Source organism: Campylobacteraceae bacterium, assembly GCA_013215945.1.
Taxonomy (GTDB): Bacteria; Campylobacterota; Campylobacteria; order Campylobacterales; family Arcobacteraceae; genus NORP36.
On the sequence record JABSOM010000001.1, the window covers coordinates 179,412 to 196,058 of the forward strand.

The window sequence follows — 16,647 nt, forward strand, 5'->3', positions numbered from 1 at the left end:
ATTATTTACCTTATGCTTTAAATGGATTTATTTTTTCAGAGTCAATATTTAAGCTTTTCATCGCTTTTACTAATACTTTTTTATCAAGTTTTGAAGCTTGAACTAGTTGGCTTAGAGTAGTAAATACAATAAAGTTAGGATCTACTTCAAAGTGTGCTCTTAAATTAGCTCTGGAATCAGATCGTCCAAAACCATCTGTTCCTAAAGCTTTAAAAGAACCACTTACATAAGCTCTAACTTGCTCAGAATATGCTTTCATATGATCTGTAGTAGAAATAACAATATTATCATCATCGTGCCCTAAAACATCAGTAATATAAGCTGTTTTATTTTTTTCATTTGGATGAAGCATATTGTATCTCTCAATTTCTTGACCATTTCTAGTAAGCTCATTAAAAGAAGTAACAGAATAAACATCTGATGCTATATCAAAATCATTTGCTAAAATAACAGCTGCTTTTCGTACTTGCTCTAAAATAGTACCACACCCTAATAATTGAACTTTATAATTATTTTTAGCTTTAATAGTTTCAAATTTATAAATACCTTTGATAATACCTTCTTTAATACCATCTCTCATTGCTGGTTGTTTGTAGTTTTCATTTAAAGTAGTTAAATAATAGAAAATATTTTCTTGTGTTTTTCCATACATTCGCTCGATTCCATTTTGAATAATAACCGCAAGCTCATATCCATATGAAGCATCGTATGTTACACAATTTGGAATAGTATTGTTTAAAATATGAGAATGTCCATCTTGATGTTGAAGACCTTCCCCATTTAATGTAGTTCGTCCAGCAGTAGCTCCAATTAAAAAACCTCTTGCTTGTAAATCTCCAGCGGCCCACATCATGTCACCTGTTCGCTGAAATCCGAACATTGAATAATATACGTAAAAAGGAATCATTGGACAATCATTAACAGAATAAGAAGTAGCAGCACTTACCCAAGAACCCATAGCTCCAAGCTCATTAATACCTTCTTCTAATACTTGACCTTTTTTATCTTCTCTATAATAAGCCACTTGATCTCTGTCTTGTGGAATATATTTTTGACCTTCATGAGCATAAATACCAATTTGTCTAAACATACCTTCCATACCAAAAGTTCTTGCTTCATCAGGAACAATAGGAACAATGTTTTTACCAATTTTTTTATCTTTTACAAGTGAGTTAAGAATCCTTACAAGAACCATAGTAGTAGATACTTCTCTATCCCCTGATCCTTTTAATACTGCATCAAATAAACTTAAAGCAGGTACATCCATTTCACCAGAAAATTTTGATCTTCTTTGTGGAATATATCCACCTAAAGACGCTCTACGTTCTTTCATATATATCATCTCAGGAGAATCTTCTGCTGGTAAATAATACGGAGCTTCTTCTAATTTATCATCCGGAATTGGGATATTAAATCTGTCTCTAAATTGTTTTAATACTTCAAGGTTTACTTTTTTAACACTGTGAGCAATATTTTTACCCTCAGCAGCTTCACCCATTCCGTACCCTTTAATGGTTTTAGCTAAAATAACAGTTGGACGCCCTACTGTATCTTGCGCTTTTTTATAAGCAGCATATACTTTAACCGGATCATGTCCTCCACGATTTAATCTAAGAATTTCATCATCACCCATGTTTTCAACAAGTTCTTTTGTTTCTTGATGTTTCCCAAAGAAGTGTTCTCTTGTATAAGCCCCACCTTTTTGTTTAAAGTTTTGATATTCTCCATCAACCGTTTCTTCCATAAGTTCAACTAATTTACCTGTTTTATCACGAGCTAACAATGGATCCCATTGTCTTCCCCAAATAACCTTAGTAACTTCCCAACCAGCACCTCTAAATTCACCTTCAAGTTCTTGAATGATTTTTCCATTTCCACGTACTGGTCCATCAAGTCTTTGTAAGTTACAATTTACAATAAATACTAAGTTGTCTAAACCTTCACGTCCAGCTAATCCAATTGCACCCAGCGATTCAGGCTCATCACATTCACCATCTCCCATGAAACAATAAACCGTTTGACCACTACAATCTTTAATACCTCTGTCTGTTAAGTATTTTAAAAATCGTGCTTGATAAATAGCTTGGATAGGTCCTAATCCCATAGATACAGTAGGAAACTGCCAGTAATTAGGCATAAGTTTTGGATGAGGATAAGAAGATAAACCTTTTCCATCTACTTCTTGTCTAAAGTTATCCATTTGTTCTTCCGTAATTCTTCCTTCAACAAAAGACCGTGCATAAATACCCGGAGAGATATGTCCTTGAAAATAAACTAAATCTCCTCCATCTTTATCATTAGGTGCTTTAAAGAAGTGATTGAATCCTACATCATATAAAGTAGCTGAAGATTGAAAAGAGGCAATATGTCCACCTAAATCCAAGTTTTTCTTAGATGCTCTTAAAACCATAGCTTGTGCATTCCATCTAATAATTGAACGAATATTTCGCTCTAATAATTGATCTCCTGGCATTTTTGGCTCTTGGCTTGTTGGAATTGTATTAATATAAGCTGTTGTTGCTGTGTAAGGCAAATAGGCACCATTTCTTCTTGCTTTATCTATTAATTGTTCTAATAAATAATGGGCTCTCTCTTTACCTTCTTCTTCTAATACAGTTTCAAGGGCATCTATCCACTCTTTAGTTTCTATTGGGTCAATATCACTTAAATTTATACCTGACATATATATTCCTTATAATAATTTGTTAACAAAATTTAATACTTAATTTATTCTTAGTTAAAATTTTTAATATTATACTCTAATAAACTTACGTATTTCTGCATACACCAAAGTAAACATTTGAGATAAGATTTACAATTTATTCGGCTTTTTTAAAAAAAATACAAAAATATATTTTTGATTTTACTTATTATTTTTTATATAAGATTAAGTTTAGGCAGATTAATGCGCTTTTTTTCAAAATTATTCTAAAAAAAGAGAAATAAATAAAATAAAAAATTATTTTGATTCTTTAACTTAAATTAAAATTACAAAATTTAATTAATATTTTGTAATAATAAAAGTAAATTTCATTAATTGATATAATTTTGCAGTAATTTGTACTATAAATATTACTTTGTTACAAAACAATATAATAGTACTCTATATCATTTTAAATATATCTGAAAGATTTTATATACTTATAAATGAATCAAGAAAAGAAAAAGAGTTATATGTTAGATAAAAACAAACACTATAGATTATTGTTAGACGATACAGAATCTGCAGCATATAATATGGCAAAAGATGAAGCTTTAGTAAAAAGTTTTAAAGAAAACGATTTGCCAATTTTAAGGCTGTATTCTTGGGAGAAATCTTTTACTATAGGAGTTTCCCAAAAAATACAAGATTATGCTTATTTAGAACAATACAAAAACAATTATGCAAAGCGTATTACTGGGGGTGGAGTACTTTTTCATGGACATGATTTATCCTACTGTCTTATTATCCCCGTATCTTTTATGAAAAATTTAAACGTAAAAGAGTCTTATGAAAAAATATGCACTTTTTTACTTGAGTTTTATAAAGAACTTGGATTAGATGCAATATATGCAAAAGATGATAAAAATACACAACTTTCTAAAAGTAGCTTTTGTCAAGTTGGTTTTGAAGCCTACGATATATTAGTAAACGGAATTAAGATTGGTGGTAATGCACAAAGAAGAACCAAAAAACTTATCTTTCAACATGGCTCGATTCCAATTAAAGCCCTAGAAGATGAGGATTCAAAAAACAGAAAAAATGAGATCGGACATTGTTTAAATGAATTTGACATTCATTTGACATACGAAGACGCTAAACTTAGGCTTGTAAATGCCTTTGAAAAAACATTTAATACAAATCTTAAAATATCTACATTAAATAAAACAGAAGAAGAGAACTTACGTTCTTTGTTAAAGGACAAACATGACTATGAAAGAAAGTAAACCCAAATATAGAAAACCAGAATGGCTTAGAAAAAAGATTAATTTTTCTGCACAAAAAGAAATGGATCAATTATTAGAAGAAGTAGGAATTCATACTATTTGCCAAGAAGCAAAATGTCCTAATATAAGCGAATGTTTTTCAAAGAAAAATGCGACTTTTTTAATTCTTGGGAATATTTGTACAAGAAGATGTTCTTACTGTAATGTATTAACAGGTAAACCAGAAGAAGTTAATCCAAAAGAAATTAATCAAGTAACTGTTTCTGTTTTACGCTTAGGGCTTAAATTTGTTGTAATTACATCTCCTGCAAGAGATGACTTAGGGGATGGCGGTGCTTCTCAATTCTATAAAGTAACAAAAGATATTTTGGAAAAATCACCAGGAACTCAAGTTGAATTATTAATTCCAGATTTTAAAGGTAAAATTGAATCTATTCAAAAAGTAGTAGATTCAGGCGCTGTTATTATTGGACATAATATTGAAACCATTCCAAGACTTTATAGAATTAGAAAAAATGCTTCTTACAAACGCTCTTTACAAGTTTTAAAAGATTTGAAGCGTTTAGGTGGAGATAAAGTCAAAACAAAAAGTGCTTTAATGGTAGGCCTTGGAGAAACACCTGAAGAAATGGAGCAGGTTTTTAAAGATTTAATCGAGGTTGGCTGTAAATTCTTAAGTATTGGTCAATACTTAGCTCCCTCAGGAGAGTTTGAAAAAGTAAAAGAATTTGTACATCCAGAACAATTTGCTTTATATAAAAGAACTGCTTTAGATATGGGTTTTGAATTTGTTCACTCAACGCCGTATGCTAGATCTTCTTACATGGCACATGAATATTTAAGCAATAAAGAAGACTAAAAAATAAAAGAGATAAACTCTTTTATTTTACTCTACTAAACTTACTATAATAATTTTTCCTCTGTGATCTTTATGCGATACATAAAAAATATCTTTATGGCGTCTTAAGATTTTACTCCAAGTACTTGCCCCATAATTAGTAGGATGCAAAGAAGCATTTTTATTTTTCAAAAATGTTCCTATTTGAGATAAATAAGCAAAATCTTCATCCCCTCTTGTAGAGATAATAGCATCTTTTAAAATACTTATAATATCTGTTTCATCTTCATCTTCATCTTTTAAAGCATCTACTTTTTTAATAGGTAGTTCAAAAAAAGTACTGTAAGCATTGATTAGAGAATCCGGTGTTTTTTTCTCCCCAAAACCAATAACTTCAAAACCTTTCGATTTAATTTCTATGGCTAAAGAGGTAAAATCACTGTCACTTGAAACCAATACAATAGTATTAATATTTGAATAATGCATAGTATTCATAACATCAATTACAATTTGAAAATCTGAAACATTTTTTGATGAAACATTGGAATTAGAATGTATTGGTTTAATAGCAAACATAGGGATTTTTTCGCTCCAAGACTTACTTTGATTAGAACTCCAATCTTTATAGGCCTGACGTATCATCACTTCCCCAGATTTTGCTAATTCAAAAAATATTTCATCCAGATATTTAGAGCTTATATTCTCGCAATCAAAAAAAACTGCTATTTTTTTATCATTTATCATTGTATATCTTTGTATTAAAATTAAAACAAAAGTATAGTGTTATTTTCCTTCGTAACCAAGTAGTAACTAATTTTTATTAACATTCACTCAATATTAAAATGCAAAGGAAAAACAATGAGCATTAAGAATAAGATACGTTATTTAATACTAACCTTTGTGATTATCATAAGCATTAATGCGGGAAGTATTTTTTATGCAATTAATAATATTTCTGTATTAAATCATTCCGTACAAAATGAAAGTAGTATTTTCAAACAATTTCAAAACCTAAAATTTATTATCAAATCTTTGCAAGAAAAAAGTTTAGACGTTGCACTTAGCAAAGATGAAGAGGATTTAAAAAAACTTCTTGTATTAAAAGAAAATTTTTGGATACAAATAAAAGAACTTGAAAAGTTTAACTTAAATAAAGAAGTTAAACTTTCACTTTTAAAGATGGAAAAAACTTTTGAGGGCATGTTTTTATCTTTATTTAAAAATGCAGAACTGGGTATAAAAAAAGAAAAAGAAAAAGAATTAAACAATGAAATGTTGCTTGAGTTTACACTGGCTGTTGATAATGCTAAAGATACAATAGTATCTTTATATGGAATAATAATACGTTCTCATGTTACACAACTACAAATGGAATTGGCATCGATGCAAAGTATATATATTGCAGTTGTTGCAAGTGGAGACAATTCAAACTTAGCTTCTGCAAAAAAATTAAAAAAGAAAATAATGCGAAAATTAAACAGAGCATTAAGAAAAAATAAAGACAAAGCAGAATATCTAAAAATAGTGCAACAACAAATAATACATATTGAAGCTTTGTCCCAAATTGGGGATGATTTATCTACTCATGGTGTTAACTACGTTAAATACACTAAAGAGCAAGATGTAGCAAGAAAAACAGCTAGTGAATTAGTAAAAGACTATTTTAAAGAATTAGACCTTTTATCTCTACAACTAAAGAAAAATGTAAACAAGCAATTAGTTGAAAATGAGTCTTCACTAGAAACCTTGCAAAATACAGCATCAATATCGACTTTTTTTTATATCGTATTTTTGATTATCTTATTTGTAATTACAAGAAAAATCATATCAAATATTTTGCGCTTGTCAGCTGGGGTTAATACCTTAATGGCTTACTCAAGTGCAGATCAAGAAATTAAAATAAATACAAAAGATGAACTAAATGATTTAGCAAACAATTTTAATACCTATATGAAATCTTTACGTTCTGTGGTTATAGAAGATCAAAAAATTGTTGAAGAAGTGGAAAAATCCATTCAAATGGCAAAAGCTGGTTTCTTTTTTTACACCATAAGTGCAAGCAGTAAAAACAGGAGTACCAATGATTTAAAAAATGCAGTTAATGAAATGATTTATGATTTTAATGACAAGTTTTCTGCAATTACAACTGCATTGGTTGAATACGGGAATACAAACTTTCAACATGAAATGAAAGTAAATAATGTAGGGGGAACTATTTCTTCTATTGTAAGTGCTAGTAATACCATTGGTTCAAATGTTTCTGAGTTATTAGCAACTATTATGATTACAGGACAAGATCTTTCAAATAATATTAATACCCTGTCTTCTTCTGCGAATTCTTTATCCTTAAGCGCAACACAACAAGCAGCATCTTTGGAAGAAACGGCAGCTACTATTGAAGAAATAACCTTAGAGAATAATGAAAATTCTAAGAATATTATACACATGAGCAAATTAGCGGACAGTTTAATTCATACTTCCCAAGAAGGAAAAGAACTTGCTTTTAAAACCTCTGTTTCAATGCAAGAAATAGAAGAAAAAATCTCTAGTATAAATGCGGCTTTAAGCATTATTGATAGCATTTCTTTTAAAACCAATATTTTATCTTTAAATGCAGCCGTTGAAGCAGCAACAGCAGGCGAAGCAGGAAAAGGTTTTGCCGTAGTTGCCCAAGAAGTAAGAAACCTTGCAAACTCTTCTGCTCAAGCTGCTAAAGATATTAAAACACTTGTATCCTCAGCAACAATAACATCAAAAGAAGGAAAAGAAATTTCAAAGTCTATGATTGAGGGATACGATGACTTAAAAGATAAAATCACACAAACCAAAGATATTATTGATTTAGTAACAAAAGCCTCAAAAAAACAAGATAATTCTATGCAAGATATTAACAATGCAATTTCAAATTTGGATAAAAATACACAAAAAAATGCTTCTGATGCTACTTCTATTTCTTCTATGTCAAAAGAAGTACAAAAGTTATCACATAAATTAATTCAAGTAGCAAGTTCGAGTACCTATAATAAAAAAGCTCATTTACAAGTTTGCGATATGGATTTTTCAAATAAGTTAAACCGCTTAAAACTTGATCATATTAAGTTTAAAGAAGAATCTTTTTTAAATCTTATTAACAAAGAAACCTTTAACATACTAAAAAGCAATGAAACAAGTCTTGGAAAGTGGATTGATGTTTCTGTTTTAAAGAAAGAAAATTATGCGAAGGGTGAACATTGGGAAATACTAATAAAGAATAATATTTCAGTGCATGAAAAAATAAATAATTACCTAGAATTAAATAAAAACAGTGCAAGCAATGAACAACTTCTAGCATTAAACAATGACATTCAAGAAGCCAGTAATTTAATTTTTGAAGCATTAGACACAAGTAAAATAATTAATTGTAAAAAAGGATAAACATGAAAAGAATTGCGATAATTGATGATGAAGAACTAATACTTGATTCGGTAAAACAGTACTTATCAAGAAGTAAACGTTTTAAAATAGATACATTCACGAATCCCCAAGAAGCACTTAAAGAGGTACTAAGAGCTAAGTACAAACTTATTGTATTGGATATTATGATGCCAGAGCTTAATGGAATAGATTTTTTGCAAAGGGTTAAAAAAGAAGTACCACAAACAAAAGTAATTATGATGACTGCTTATTCAACCTTAGATAAGGCTATTTTATCCAAAGAAATAGGCGCAGATGATTATTTAACAAAACCTTTTGTTTCTTTAAGAGATGTAGAAAACAAAGTTTTAGATTGCCTAGAAATACACTAATGTACCAAGAAACATTTATTGATTTATTATTAGATAACAGCAATGATTTGGTTCTTTTATTTAATGAGAATAATGAGCTTTTATTAAGCAATAACAGTTTTAACAAACACTTCAATTTTAAACTTTTATTTAAAAATAAAAAAGATATAAAAAAACACTTTCCTCTTAAAACAAATGGACAATATCTCAATGCGTATGCAATTAAAAGCTGGTTCGATTTATTGCTTGCAAAAAATAAGAACTATAATTTAATTCTTGAACAAGAAAACAAAACATTTGAATTTAAAATAAAAGCCATTAAAAGCAAAGATTTAACCATTGTTATACTTAAAAATATCTCTAAAATAAACAGCCTAAGAAAAAAACAAATAAGACGTATTAAATTAGAATCCATTGGAAAAATGTTTGCTGGTATGAGCCATGAAATAAATACGCCTTTAACCATTATGAAAAATAACCTTGAACTATTAGAACTGGAACTTGAGGAAAAAAGTGCTGTTAATAAACAAAACAAACATCATATAAACGCCATTAAATCAAGTATCACACGTATGGAAAACATAGTAAGAAATAGCAATGAATTACTTAAAAAAAGTCCCAATGAAAGAAAAAACTATAACTTATATGCTGTTCTAATTCAATCTTTAAGTTTATTTTTTCACCACAGTAAAAATCACATGAATATATTTATTAATAATAAAGCTTTTTCTTTGGATTCAAGAAAAGATGATGAAAAAATATTTTTTGATTTTAACAAAGATAAAATTGAGCAGGTATTTCTTATTATATTAAGTAATGCATACGATGAGTTTTTTAAAAGTAAAAAAGAGCTAAAACAAAGAGTTTTAAATATTTTTATTTATCAAAATAAAAAAAACATCATTCTTACGTTTAGAGACAATGCAGGTACGGGTATTAACAAGGATATTATTAATGAAATATTTGAACCTTTTGTGAGTACAAAAGACTATTCAGGCATTGGTTTAGGCTTAAATATTGCTCAAAAAATCATTAAAGAACATAAGGGAAGTATAAAAGCCTATAATCAAAAACAAGAAGCTGTTTTTGAAATTCATTTTAAAACAACGCCTTAGTATCCTTAAATGCACAATGTAAATCTTCGCTGTTTTCATAAATAGAAATTAAGTTAGGGCTTAAAGATTCGTATTTAATAGCCAAATCTTTTATAATCTTTTTTTGCATCTTAATATTACTGCTTAATATACTAACGTTATTGGGAATATCTTTGCATAAAATAGCGGCCAAGGTTAAATAGGAATCTGTATTATCCACTATATCTAGTTCTTTATGTTCTATACTTTTGTCTTCATATTCAATATGTAAAGAATAAAAAAAAGAAGAGCATTCTTTTTCACTTTGTTTTACTTCACTTAATTCTAAATAATAAATAGGGAAAGTAAGGTGAGAGAAATAATCTCTAATCAGCTTCGTATGGGTTTTAATGTATGTTTTATTTATAATTTTATTTGTCATTTCACTTCTTATTAATCTGTATCGTTTATATACAATATCATATCTGCGTCACAGTTTGCGTCACAGAAAAGCAAAATTTTCAAATTTATTAATTCTAAAGATTTTAATGAAATTTAATGAAACTATTAGCTTTTATTGACTTTATTTTAAGTACAATTAGGAAAAACAGGCATTAAATAATGAAAAAAAGTCTTTTACTTTTGCTGGTGTTTCTTTCAAACTTTATTCACGCAAACGCTGTATTAATTGATGAAAACACCTCATCTTACAATTTGCTTTCTTCTTCTTTTATTTATATTGACAAGAGTAAATCAAAAAATATAGAAGAAATAAAAAACAAGAAACTCTTATTTATAAAGAATGAAAAAAGTGTATTAAGTTATGGTTATTCTCCTAATTTTAATGTATGGCTTAAATTTAGTCTTAAAAATACTTCCAATAAAAGCATTGAAAAAATTTTAGAATATCAGAATTCATTAACAAGTAATATTGATTTTTTTGCAGAAAATAGGCACGAAACGGATGGTTTATTAAATATAAACAGCGCAAGAAGAACCATAAATCCAACCTTTAAGATTCAGTTGAATGCTTATGAGCAGAAAACATATTATTTGAAAGTAAGCTCCCATATTACGTCCTTAATTGTAAAATTAAAACTCTGGGAAGAAGATGATTTTTACGCACAAGAAATACAGCATCAAGTAATTTTAGCCTTATTCTTTGGGGCTATGTTAATTCTAGCTATTTACAATTTATTTCTTTATTTTTTTACAAAAGATATTTCTTATTTTTATTATGTTTTGTACGTGCTTGGAATAGTTATACATCATTTAATGTATGTGGGTATGGCAAACATCTATCTTTTAGATCCATCCGCTCTTCCTGTTGTAGTAAACTTAGCTTCTGCTATTGTTTCTTTTCCTATTTTCGCCCTGGCATTATTTACAAAAAAATCCCTTAATATTAAAAAATACAGGCGCATAAATTTTATATTAAATACCTTTTTAATACTTATTCCTTTGTCTGTATTGGTTTTTGTTTTAAGTGACTCCTATGATAAATACAGAAATGTACTCAACTTACTCTTATTATTGTACTTGGTTTTTATTACTATTTATGCTGTAATTAAAAAAGTACGTGCTGCTTATTTTATCTTATTTGGATGGTTTTTAATAACGCTTGCAATTGTTTTAATGTTTATCTCAAGTGCTGGAATATTTGATTTTTATGAATATTTTCCTTATATGATTGAATCTATGCTCTTGGGTGAAGTAATTATATTCGCTATTGCTTTAGCTGACAGAATTAATTATTTGCAAAAAGACAAAGAAGAAGCAAAAAATAAGCTTATTACACAACAAGAAAATGAAAAATACCGTTTAGAAATCAAAGTGAATGAAAAAACAAAGGATTTAAAAATTGCTTTGAATGAAAAAGGATTATTATTAAAAGAGTTAAATCATCGTGTTAAAAATAATATGCAAACCATTGTATCTTTAATACGCCTTCAAAGTGACGAAATACACGATGAAAATACAAAAGATCTTTTTCTTACTATACAAAATAGAATTTCTGCAATGAGCCACTTACATGAACTTTTATATACCCAAGATAATATTTCGCATATTAATGCCTATGAATACTTTGACATTTTAATCAATGAATTAAAAGATTCTTATGCTAATAATATAAGTATTCATTACAATATTCAATGCAAACTAAAAATGCAACAAGCTATTTATTGTGGTTTGATTCTAAATGAACTTATTTCAAATTCTTTTAAATATGCTTTTATTAATAAAGAAGGCAATATTAATATTTCTTTATCAAAAAGCAAAGAACAATACAAACTTGAAGTAAGCGATGATGGTATTGGATATGACAAAAATATTTCATGGACCTCTTTGGGTATTGTTTTAGTTAATACACTTGCCGTATCACAACTAAAAGGAACAATAAATATAAATTCAAAAAATGGAGTATATGTTGAAATCACCTGGAATGAAAATGCCTAGAATAAAAATACTGATTGTTGAAGATGAGAGTATCGTTGCTTTAGATATAAGAAGTGCGTTACGTAAACTAAATTATGAAGTAACTGACATGGTAACGTCTTACGAACAAGCAATACAAAGTGTTAAAAACAATTGTCCTGATATTGCCCTCCTTGATATCAATTTACAAAATTCAAAAGATGGCATCGCTATTGCTAAAAAGTTGCAAAAAATGATGGATATTTCAGTCGTTTATTTAACCGCATTTTCGGATGATGATACCTTACAAAGAGCAGTTAAAACGAATCCTTTAGGTTATATTCTTAAACCTTTTACGAGGGCTGAATTAAAATCAAGCCTAATTTTAGCTATTCATAAAATGAATATTAGTAAAGAAATTATTCCAGATAAAAATACCATTGATTTAGGTTTTAATTATTATTACAATACAAAACAAGAACAATTGTATTTAACAAATCTACCTGTTCGTTTAAGTATTAAAGAAAATAACCTACTGCAACTTCTTATTCATGCACGTGGGAGTATTTTAAGTTTTCAAGATATTGAACACCAATTATGGCCAGCAGAAAGTATTTCTCAAAGTACATTAAGAACACTTATTTATAGAATGAGAACAAAACTAGAACACCGATTAATAGAAACTATTCCCTCCCTTGGATGTAAAATAAACATACAAAAAAAATAGTTCTTCTTTTTACATCTCCCCTTTTTAAACAAATAAATAATAAATAAAACTCACTAATAATTCCTATCATAACTGTACTAATAAGCAATTTTACAATAAATAACTAAATAAATAATTAAATTTTGTGACGCTAACTGTGACACATATTCATTAAACTAATCCTACATAATACAAAGGATTAAAATGATTTATGTAAATAAAAATAAAAGTTTAACAAACTTAAATGAGTTAGTACAACAAAGTATTCAACGATCGCTTCCCTATATGAGTGAAGCTTTTAATGAAGAACAATACCAAGCATTAATGTTATTTAAAAACAGATTGTTTTTAGAAGAAGTCATTGAAGAAAGTATTTCTTTTAACAAAAAACTAAGTTGGCAAGATACAAATAAAAACTTAGGACTTATTGCAAATGCAGAAGAATTAATAGAAGTATTTACGCTAAGAAGTACTGTTTTCTCTTCTCTTTCTTATGACAATGAATTTAAAGACCTTATTGAATATCTTAATTTTGATACACACGATAAAAACTCAGCCATTATTACTTATAGAAAAAACAAGGAACTAACTGCTACTTGTCGTATTATATTTGATCAATACAATACTTTGCCCTCAGATTCAATCTACTCTTTTAATACTCAAAGACAGAGTCATAATAAACTAGCAGAAATATCAAGAAATGTAATCAATCATACGAATAAGGGTTTAAATTTGGAATTTAAATATTTAATGCGTGCTACTTATAATATTTTTATTGACAATAATATTGAATTATATGTATTTGCAATAAAAAAAGAACATTTTAAATTGTTTAGCAAATTTGGAGATATTAATATTATAAAAGAAATAAGCTCGTATGGAAGTTTAGACCTTCCTTGTGTGATTGTATCTTGGAACCCACAAAATGCTTCTGCTTTTTTTAAAAAACTTTTCTTAAAATAAGTATTGTAAAGAAGAACTATTACTTTAAATATGTGCCTTTATATTTTTTCATTTAACACCTAATAATGTTAAATATTAAAATATTAAAGGCAGTATTTTCTATACTTAAAAAAAAACAATAAGAAAACTAGTACTCATTTCCTTCCATAGAAGAATAAGAAAAAGTAGTTACTTCGCCTTCTTGCACATTATAAGACAACTCAATAGGACGACAGCATACTTCACAGTCATCTATAACCGTTGTATAATTGTAAACACCTAAGTCTAATAAAACACTTATTGCTTGTAAACAATAAGGACATTGAATATTCATTTCATGCACGCTAACTCCTGTTTAATTATTATAGCAAAAGACTAAGGAATAAACTCCTACTTATGTAGCTTAACACTTAGTGTATATTTAATTATAATTAAAGATACTTAGTTCTATACTTACTTAATAAGATAAACAATAAAATGCATTGAAAGAGCTATATTACCTGCTTAGGATAATATATTTGGGTTCTTAGAAAAGAGATTCTACTATGAAAATATCAAGTTTAAATCATTATTTTTCACTAAAAATTAAATTGATCTTAAGTACTTTAATTGTAGTTATTGGATTTCTTTGGTTGTTTTTTCTAATCATTTCTTCTGTAAATAAAACAAGCGTATTGCATAAAGTATTAGAGAATATTGAAAGAATCAATTCAAACGTTTATTCTCTTATCACTGTTCAAAAAGACTTTATGCAAAAAAAAGAATTAAAGTACTCTTTATTATTTTCTAAAGAAGCAAACACCTTAAGAATAAAATTAAAAAAACTAAAAGAATCCTTAGATAAACATGAAATTGTTTCTGCTGATATTACTGTATATAAAACATTAATTAACAATTATCAAAAAACCTTTTACGATATTGTCAGAATGCAAAAAATAATAGGATTAAGTGAAGAAGATGCTTTACATAAGGAACTAAGACTTTCTGTTGATATTTTATTAACACATGCAATGAGTGTAAAAGATAACATTTTACTTTCATCGGTATATGCTTTAAGAAAAGATGAAAAAGACTTTATGTTAAGAAAAAATATGTTTTATGCAAAAGAGTTTAATATTAAAATAGCAGCTTTGTTAAACAGTCCACATTTTAAACATATAGAATACAAAAATGCACTCCTTTCCTATAAAAATCACTTCTCAAAACTTGTTATTTACCAAAAAGTAATTGGATTAAATGATAATTTTGCTTTGTTAAAAGAAATAAAAAACTATATAGAAAAAATACATAAACAAAGTGAACACATAAGAGATACCCTTATTATTGTAGTGCATGAGGAGATACATAAAATTAAAGATATTACTTATTTATTCTTTTTTATTATCACTTTTTTTATTGTTCTTTCTTTAGTTATAGTTATAAAAAGTATTCTAGGACCCTTAAGTAAATTAAGAAATCAATATAAAGATGCTATTGATGAATGTACTATCGTATCTAAAACTACTCCAGATGGTACAATCACTTACGTTAATGATGAGTTCTGTAAGTTTGCAGGTTATAGTAAAGAAGAACTTATTGGCAAAAACCAAAATATTATTAAACACCCAGATACAAAAAAAGATGTTTTTAAAGAGATGTGGAAAACAATAAAAAAAGACAAAAAAACCTGGAGAGGTAATATTAAAAACTTAGCGAAAGACGGTTCAGCTTATTGGGTAAAAACTATAATTAAGCCCATTCTTAATGAGAACGATGAAATAATAGAATATATTAGTATTAGGACAGATATTACAGAACATGAAGATATGAAAGAGTATTTTAAAATTTTACTTCATGATGAATCAAGAAATCACAGTGATACTATGAATATAGCCAAAGAATATAGAAATGCACTTGATGAAGCAAATATTATCTCAGTATTTAATTTAGACTACGAGTTTGTTTACATAAATGAGGCCTACTGTCAACTTACAGGATATAAAAAAGAAGAACTTATTGGAAATAATTTTAATATGATAAAAGGTGCAAACGAAAATCAAGAAATATTCAAAGAAGTATTCAAAGCTTTGAAAGCAGGAGGAACGTGGAAAGGTACTGTTAAAAACTATACTAAAGACAATAAAGAATTTTGGACAAATGTTACTTATGTAGCTATCAAAAATGAAAAAAAAGAAGTCATAAAATATATGGGTATTAGACATGATATAACAGAACTTTTTAATTTGCACAATGAAATTGAAGATACACAAAAAGAAATCATTTATAAAATGGGGGAAGTAGGAGAAAGCAGAAGTGAAGAAACAGGAAACCACGTAAAAAGAGTGGCTGAGTATTCAAAAAACTTGGCTTTATTATATGGCTTAGAGAAAAAAGAAGCAGAAATATTATTATCCGCCTCCCCCATGCATGATATTGGGAAAGTAGGAATTCCTGATAGTATATTGAAAAAACCAGGAAAACTTTCAGTAGAGGAATTTGAAATAATGAAAACACATGCGCAAATTGGTTTTAATATACTAAAAGGTTCAAAAAGAAAAGTGCTGCAAGCTGCTGCTATTGTTGCTCATGAACATCATGAAAAATGGGATGGAAGTGGATATCCTCAAGGTTTGGAAAAAGAAAAAATACACATTTACGCAAGAATAACTGCAATTGCAGATGTATTTGATGCTTTAGGTAGTGATAGGGTGTATAAAAAAGCATGGAGTGATGATAAAATATTTGCTTTATTTGAAGAAGGAAAAGGAAAACACTTTGACCCTATTTTAGTGGATTTATTTTTAAAAAATAAAGAAATATTTTTTAAAATTAGGGATTTATATGTAGATTAGAAAAGGTAATCATAAAAACGCTCCAGCTTGCTTGTAATGGAATAATAAATATTTGTAACAATATTGGTCGTTTTTGTATACTTATCCTCTTCTTCCACTTAAATTGGCCACTGTGGCTAAATTTAATTCTCTTTACAAGAGAGGAAATAAA

Annotated in this window: 13 protein-coding genes; 9 read left to right on the forward strand and 4 right to left on the reverse strand. The window is 28.0% G+C overall.

The window, feature by feature from the left end:
• Positions 1–10: 10 nt before the first annotated feature.
• Positions 11–2,683: a pyruvate dehydrogenase (acetyl-transferring), homodimeric type gene (gene aceE, locus HRT41_00815; GenBank protein NQY22549.1), complete on the reverse strand. Its 2,673-nt coding sequence runs from the start codon at positions 2,681–2,683 to the stop codon at positions 11–13.
• Positions 2,684–3,174: 491 nt separating this feature from the next.
• Between aceE and HRT41_00820 the strand changes: the two genes are divergently transcribed.
• Together HRT41_00820 and lipA are read left to right on the forward strand one after the other, a co-directional pair.
• Positions 3,175–3,927 carry a lipoate--protein ligase family protein gene (locus HRT41_00820; protein NQY22550.1) on the forward strand — a complete coding sequence of 251 codons (753 nt, stop codon included), beginning with the start codon at positions 3,175–3,177 and terminating at the stop codon, positions 3,925–3,927.
• Positions 3,914–4,786: a lipoyl synthase gene (gene lipA, locus HRT41_00825; GenBank protein ID NQY22551.1), complete on the forward strand. Its 873-nt coding sequence runs from the start codon at positions 3,914–3,916 to the stop codon at positions 4,784–4,786. Before HRT41_00820 ends, lipA begins: the two co-directional genes overlap by 14 nt.
• 27 nt (positions 4,787–4,813) lie before the next feature.
• Here lipA and HRT41_00830 read toward each other — a convergent pair whose 3' ends face one another.
• Positions 4,814–5,509 (reverse strand): NYN domain-containing protein, encoded by a 696-nt coding sequence (locus HRT41_00830; protein NQY22552.1) that lies wholly within the window; start codon positions 5,507–5,509, stop codon positions 4,814–4,816.
• Positions 5,510–5,623: 114 nt separating this feature from the next.
• Between HRT41_00830 and HRT41_00835 the strand changes: the two genes are divergently transcribed.
• From HRT41_00835 to HRT41_00845, 3 genes are read left to right on the forward strand one after another with little or no spacing between them, the layout of a single operon-like run.
• Positions 5,624–8,179, forward strand: a complete 2,556-nt coding sequence (locus tag HRT41_00835) for a hypothetical protein (protein NQY22553.1) — start codon at positions 5,624–5,626, stop codon at positions 8,177–8,179.
• A gap of 2 nt (positions 8,180–8,181) precedes the next feature.
• Complete coding sequence (locus tag HRT41_00840) at positions 8,182–8,550, forward strand: response regulator (protein NQY22554.1); 369 nt, start codon at positions 8,182–8,184, stop codon at positions 8,548–8,550.
• A complete protein-coding gene (locus HRT41_00845) occupies positions 8,532–9,644 on the forward strand; it encodes a HAMP domain-containing histidine kinase (protein NQY22555.1) in 1,113 nt (370 codons plus the stop codon). The genes HRT41_00840 and HRT41_00845 overlap by 19 nt, the downstream gene beginning before the upstream one ends.
• On the opposite strand, the gene HRT41_00850 is transcribed toward HRT41_00845, so the two are convergent.
• Positions 9,628–10,044, reverse strand: a complete 417-nt coding sequence (locus HRT41_00850; GenBank protein NQY22556.1) for a DUF2779 domain-containing protein — start codon at positions 10,042–10,044, stop codon at positions 9,628–9,630. The genes HRT41_00845 and HRT41_00850 overlap by 17 nt on opposite strands.
• A gap of 179 nt (positions 10,045–10,223) precedes the next feature.
• On the opposite strand from HRT41_00850, the gene HRT41_00855 reads away from it, so the two are divergent.
• From HRT41_00855 to HRT41_00865, 3 genes are all read left to right on the forward strand, one after another.
• Positions 10,224–12,059: a hypothetical protein gene (locus HRT41_00855; protein NQY22557.1), complete on the forward strand. Its 1,836-nt coding sequence runs from the start codon at positions 10,224–10,226 to the stop codon at positions 12,057–12,059.
• On the forward strand, positions 12,052–12,744 hold the full coding sequence (locus HRT41_00860; protein ID NQY22558.1) for a response regulator: 693 nt from the start codon (positions 12,052–12,054) through the stop codon (positions 12,742–12,744). Before HRT41_00855 ends, HRT41_00860 begins: the two co-directional genes overlap by 8 nt.
• 183 nt (positions 12,745–12,927) lie before the next feature.
• A complete protein-coding gene (locus HRT41_00865) occupies positions 12,928–13,686 on the forward strand; it encodes a hypothetical protein (GenBank protein ID NQY22559.1) in 759 nt (252 codons plus the stop codon).
• A gap of 127 nt (positions 13,687–13,813) precedes the next feature.
• Here HRT41_00865 and HRT41_00870 read toward each other — a convergent pair whose 3' ends face one another.
• A complete protein-coding gene (locus HRT41_00870; GenBank protein ID NQY22560.1) occupies positions 13,814–14,008 on the reverse strand; it encodes a CPXCG motif-containing cysteine-rich protein in 195 nt (64 codons plus the stop codon).
• Positions 14,009–14,210: 202 nt separating this feature from the next.
• Here HRT41_00870 and HRT41_00875 point away from each other — a divergent pair, with 202 nt between their 5' ends.
• On the forward strand, positions 14,211–16,496 hold the full coding sequence (locus HRT41_00875; protein ID NQY22561.1) for a PAS domain S-box protein: 2,286 nt from the start codon (positions 14,211–14,213) through the stop codon (positions 16,494–16,496).
• Positions 16,497–16,647: the final 151 nt, after the last annotated feature.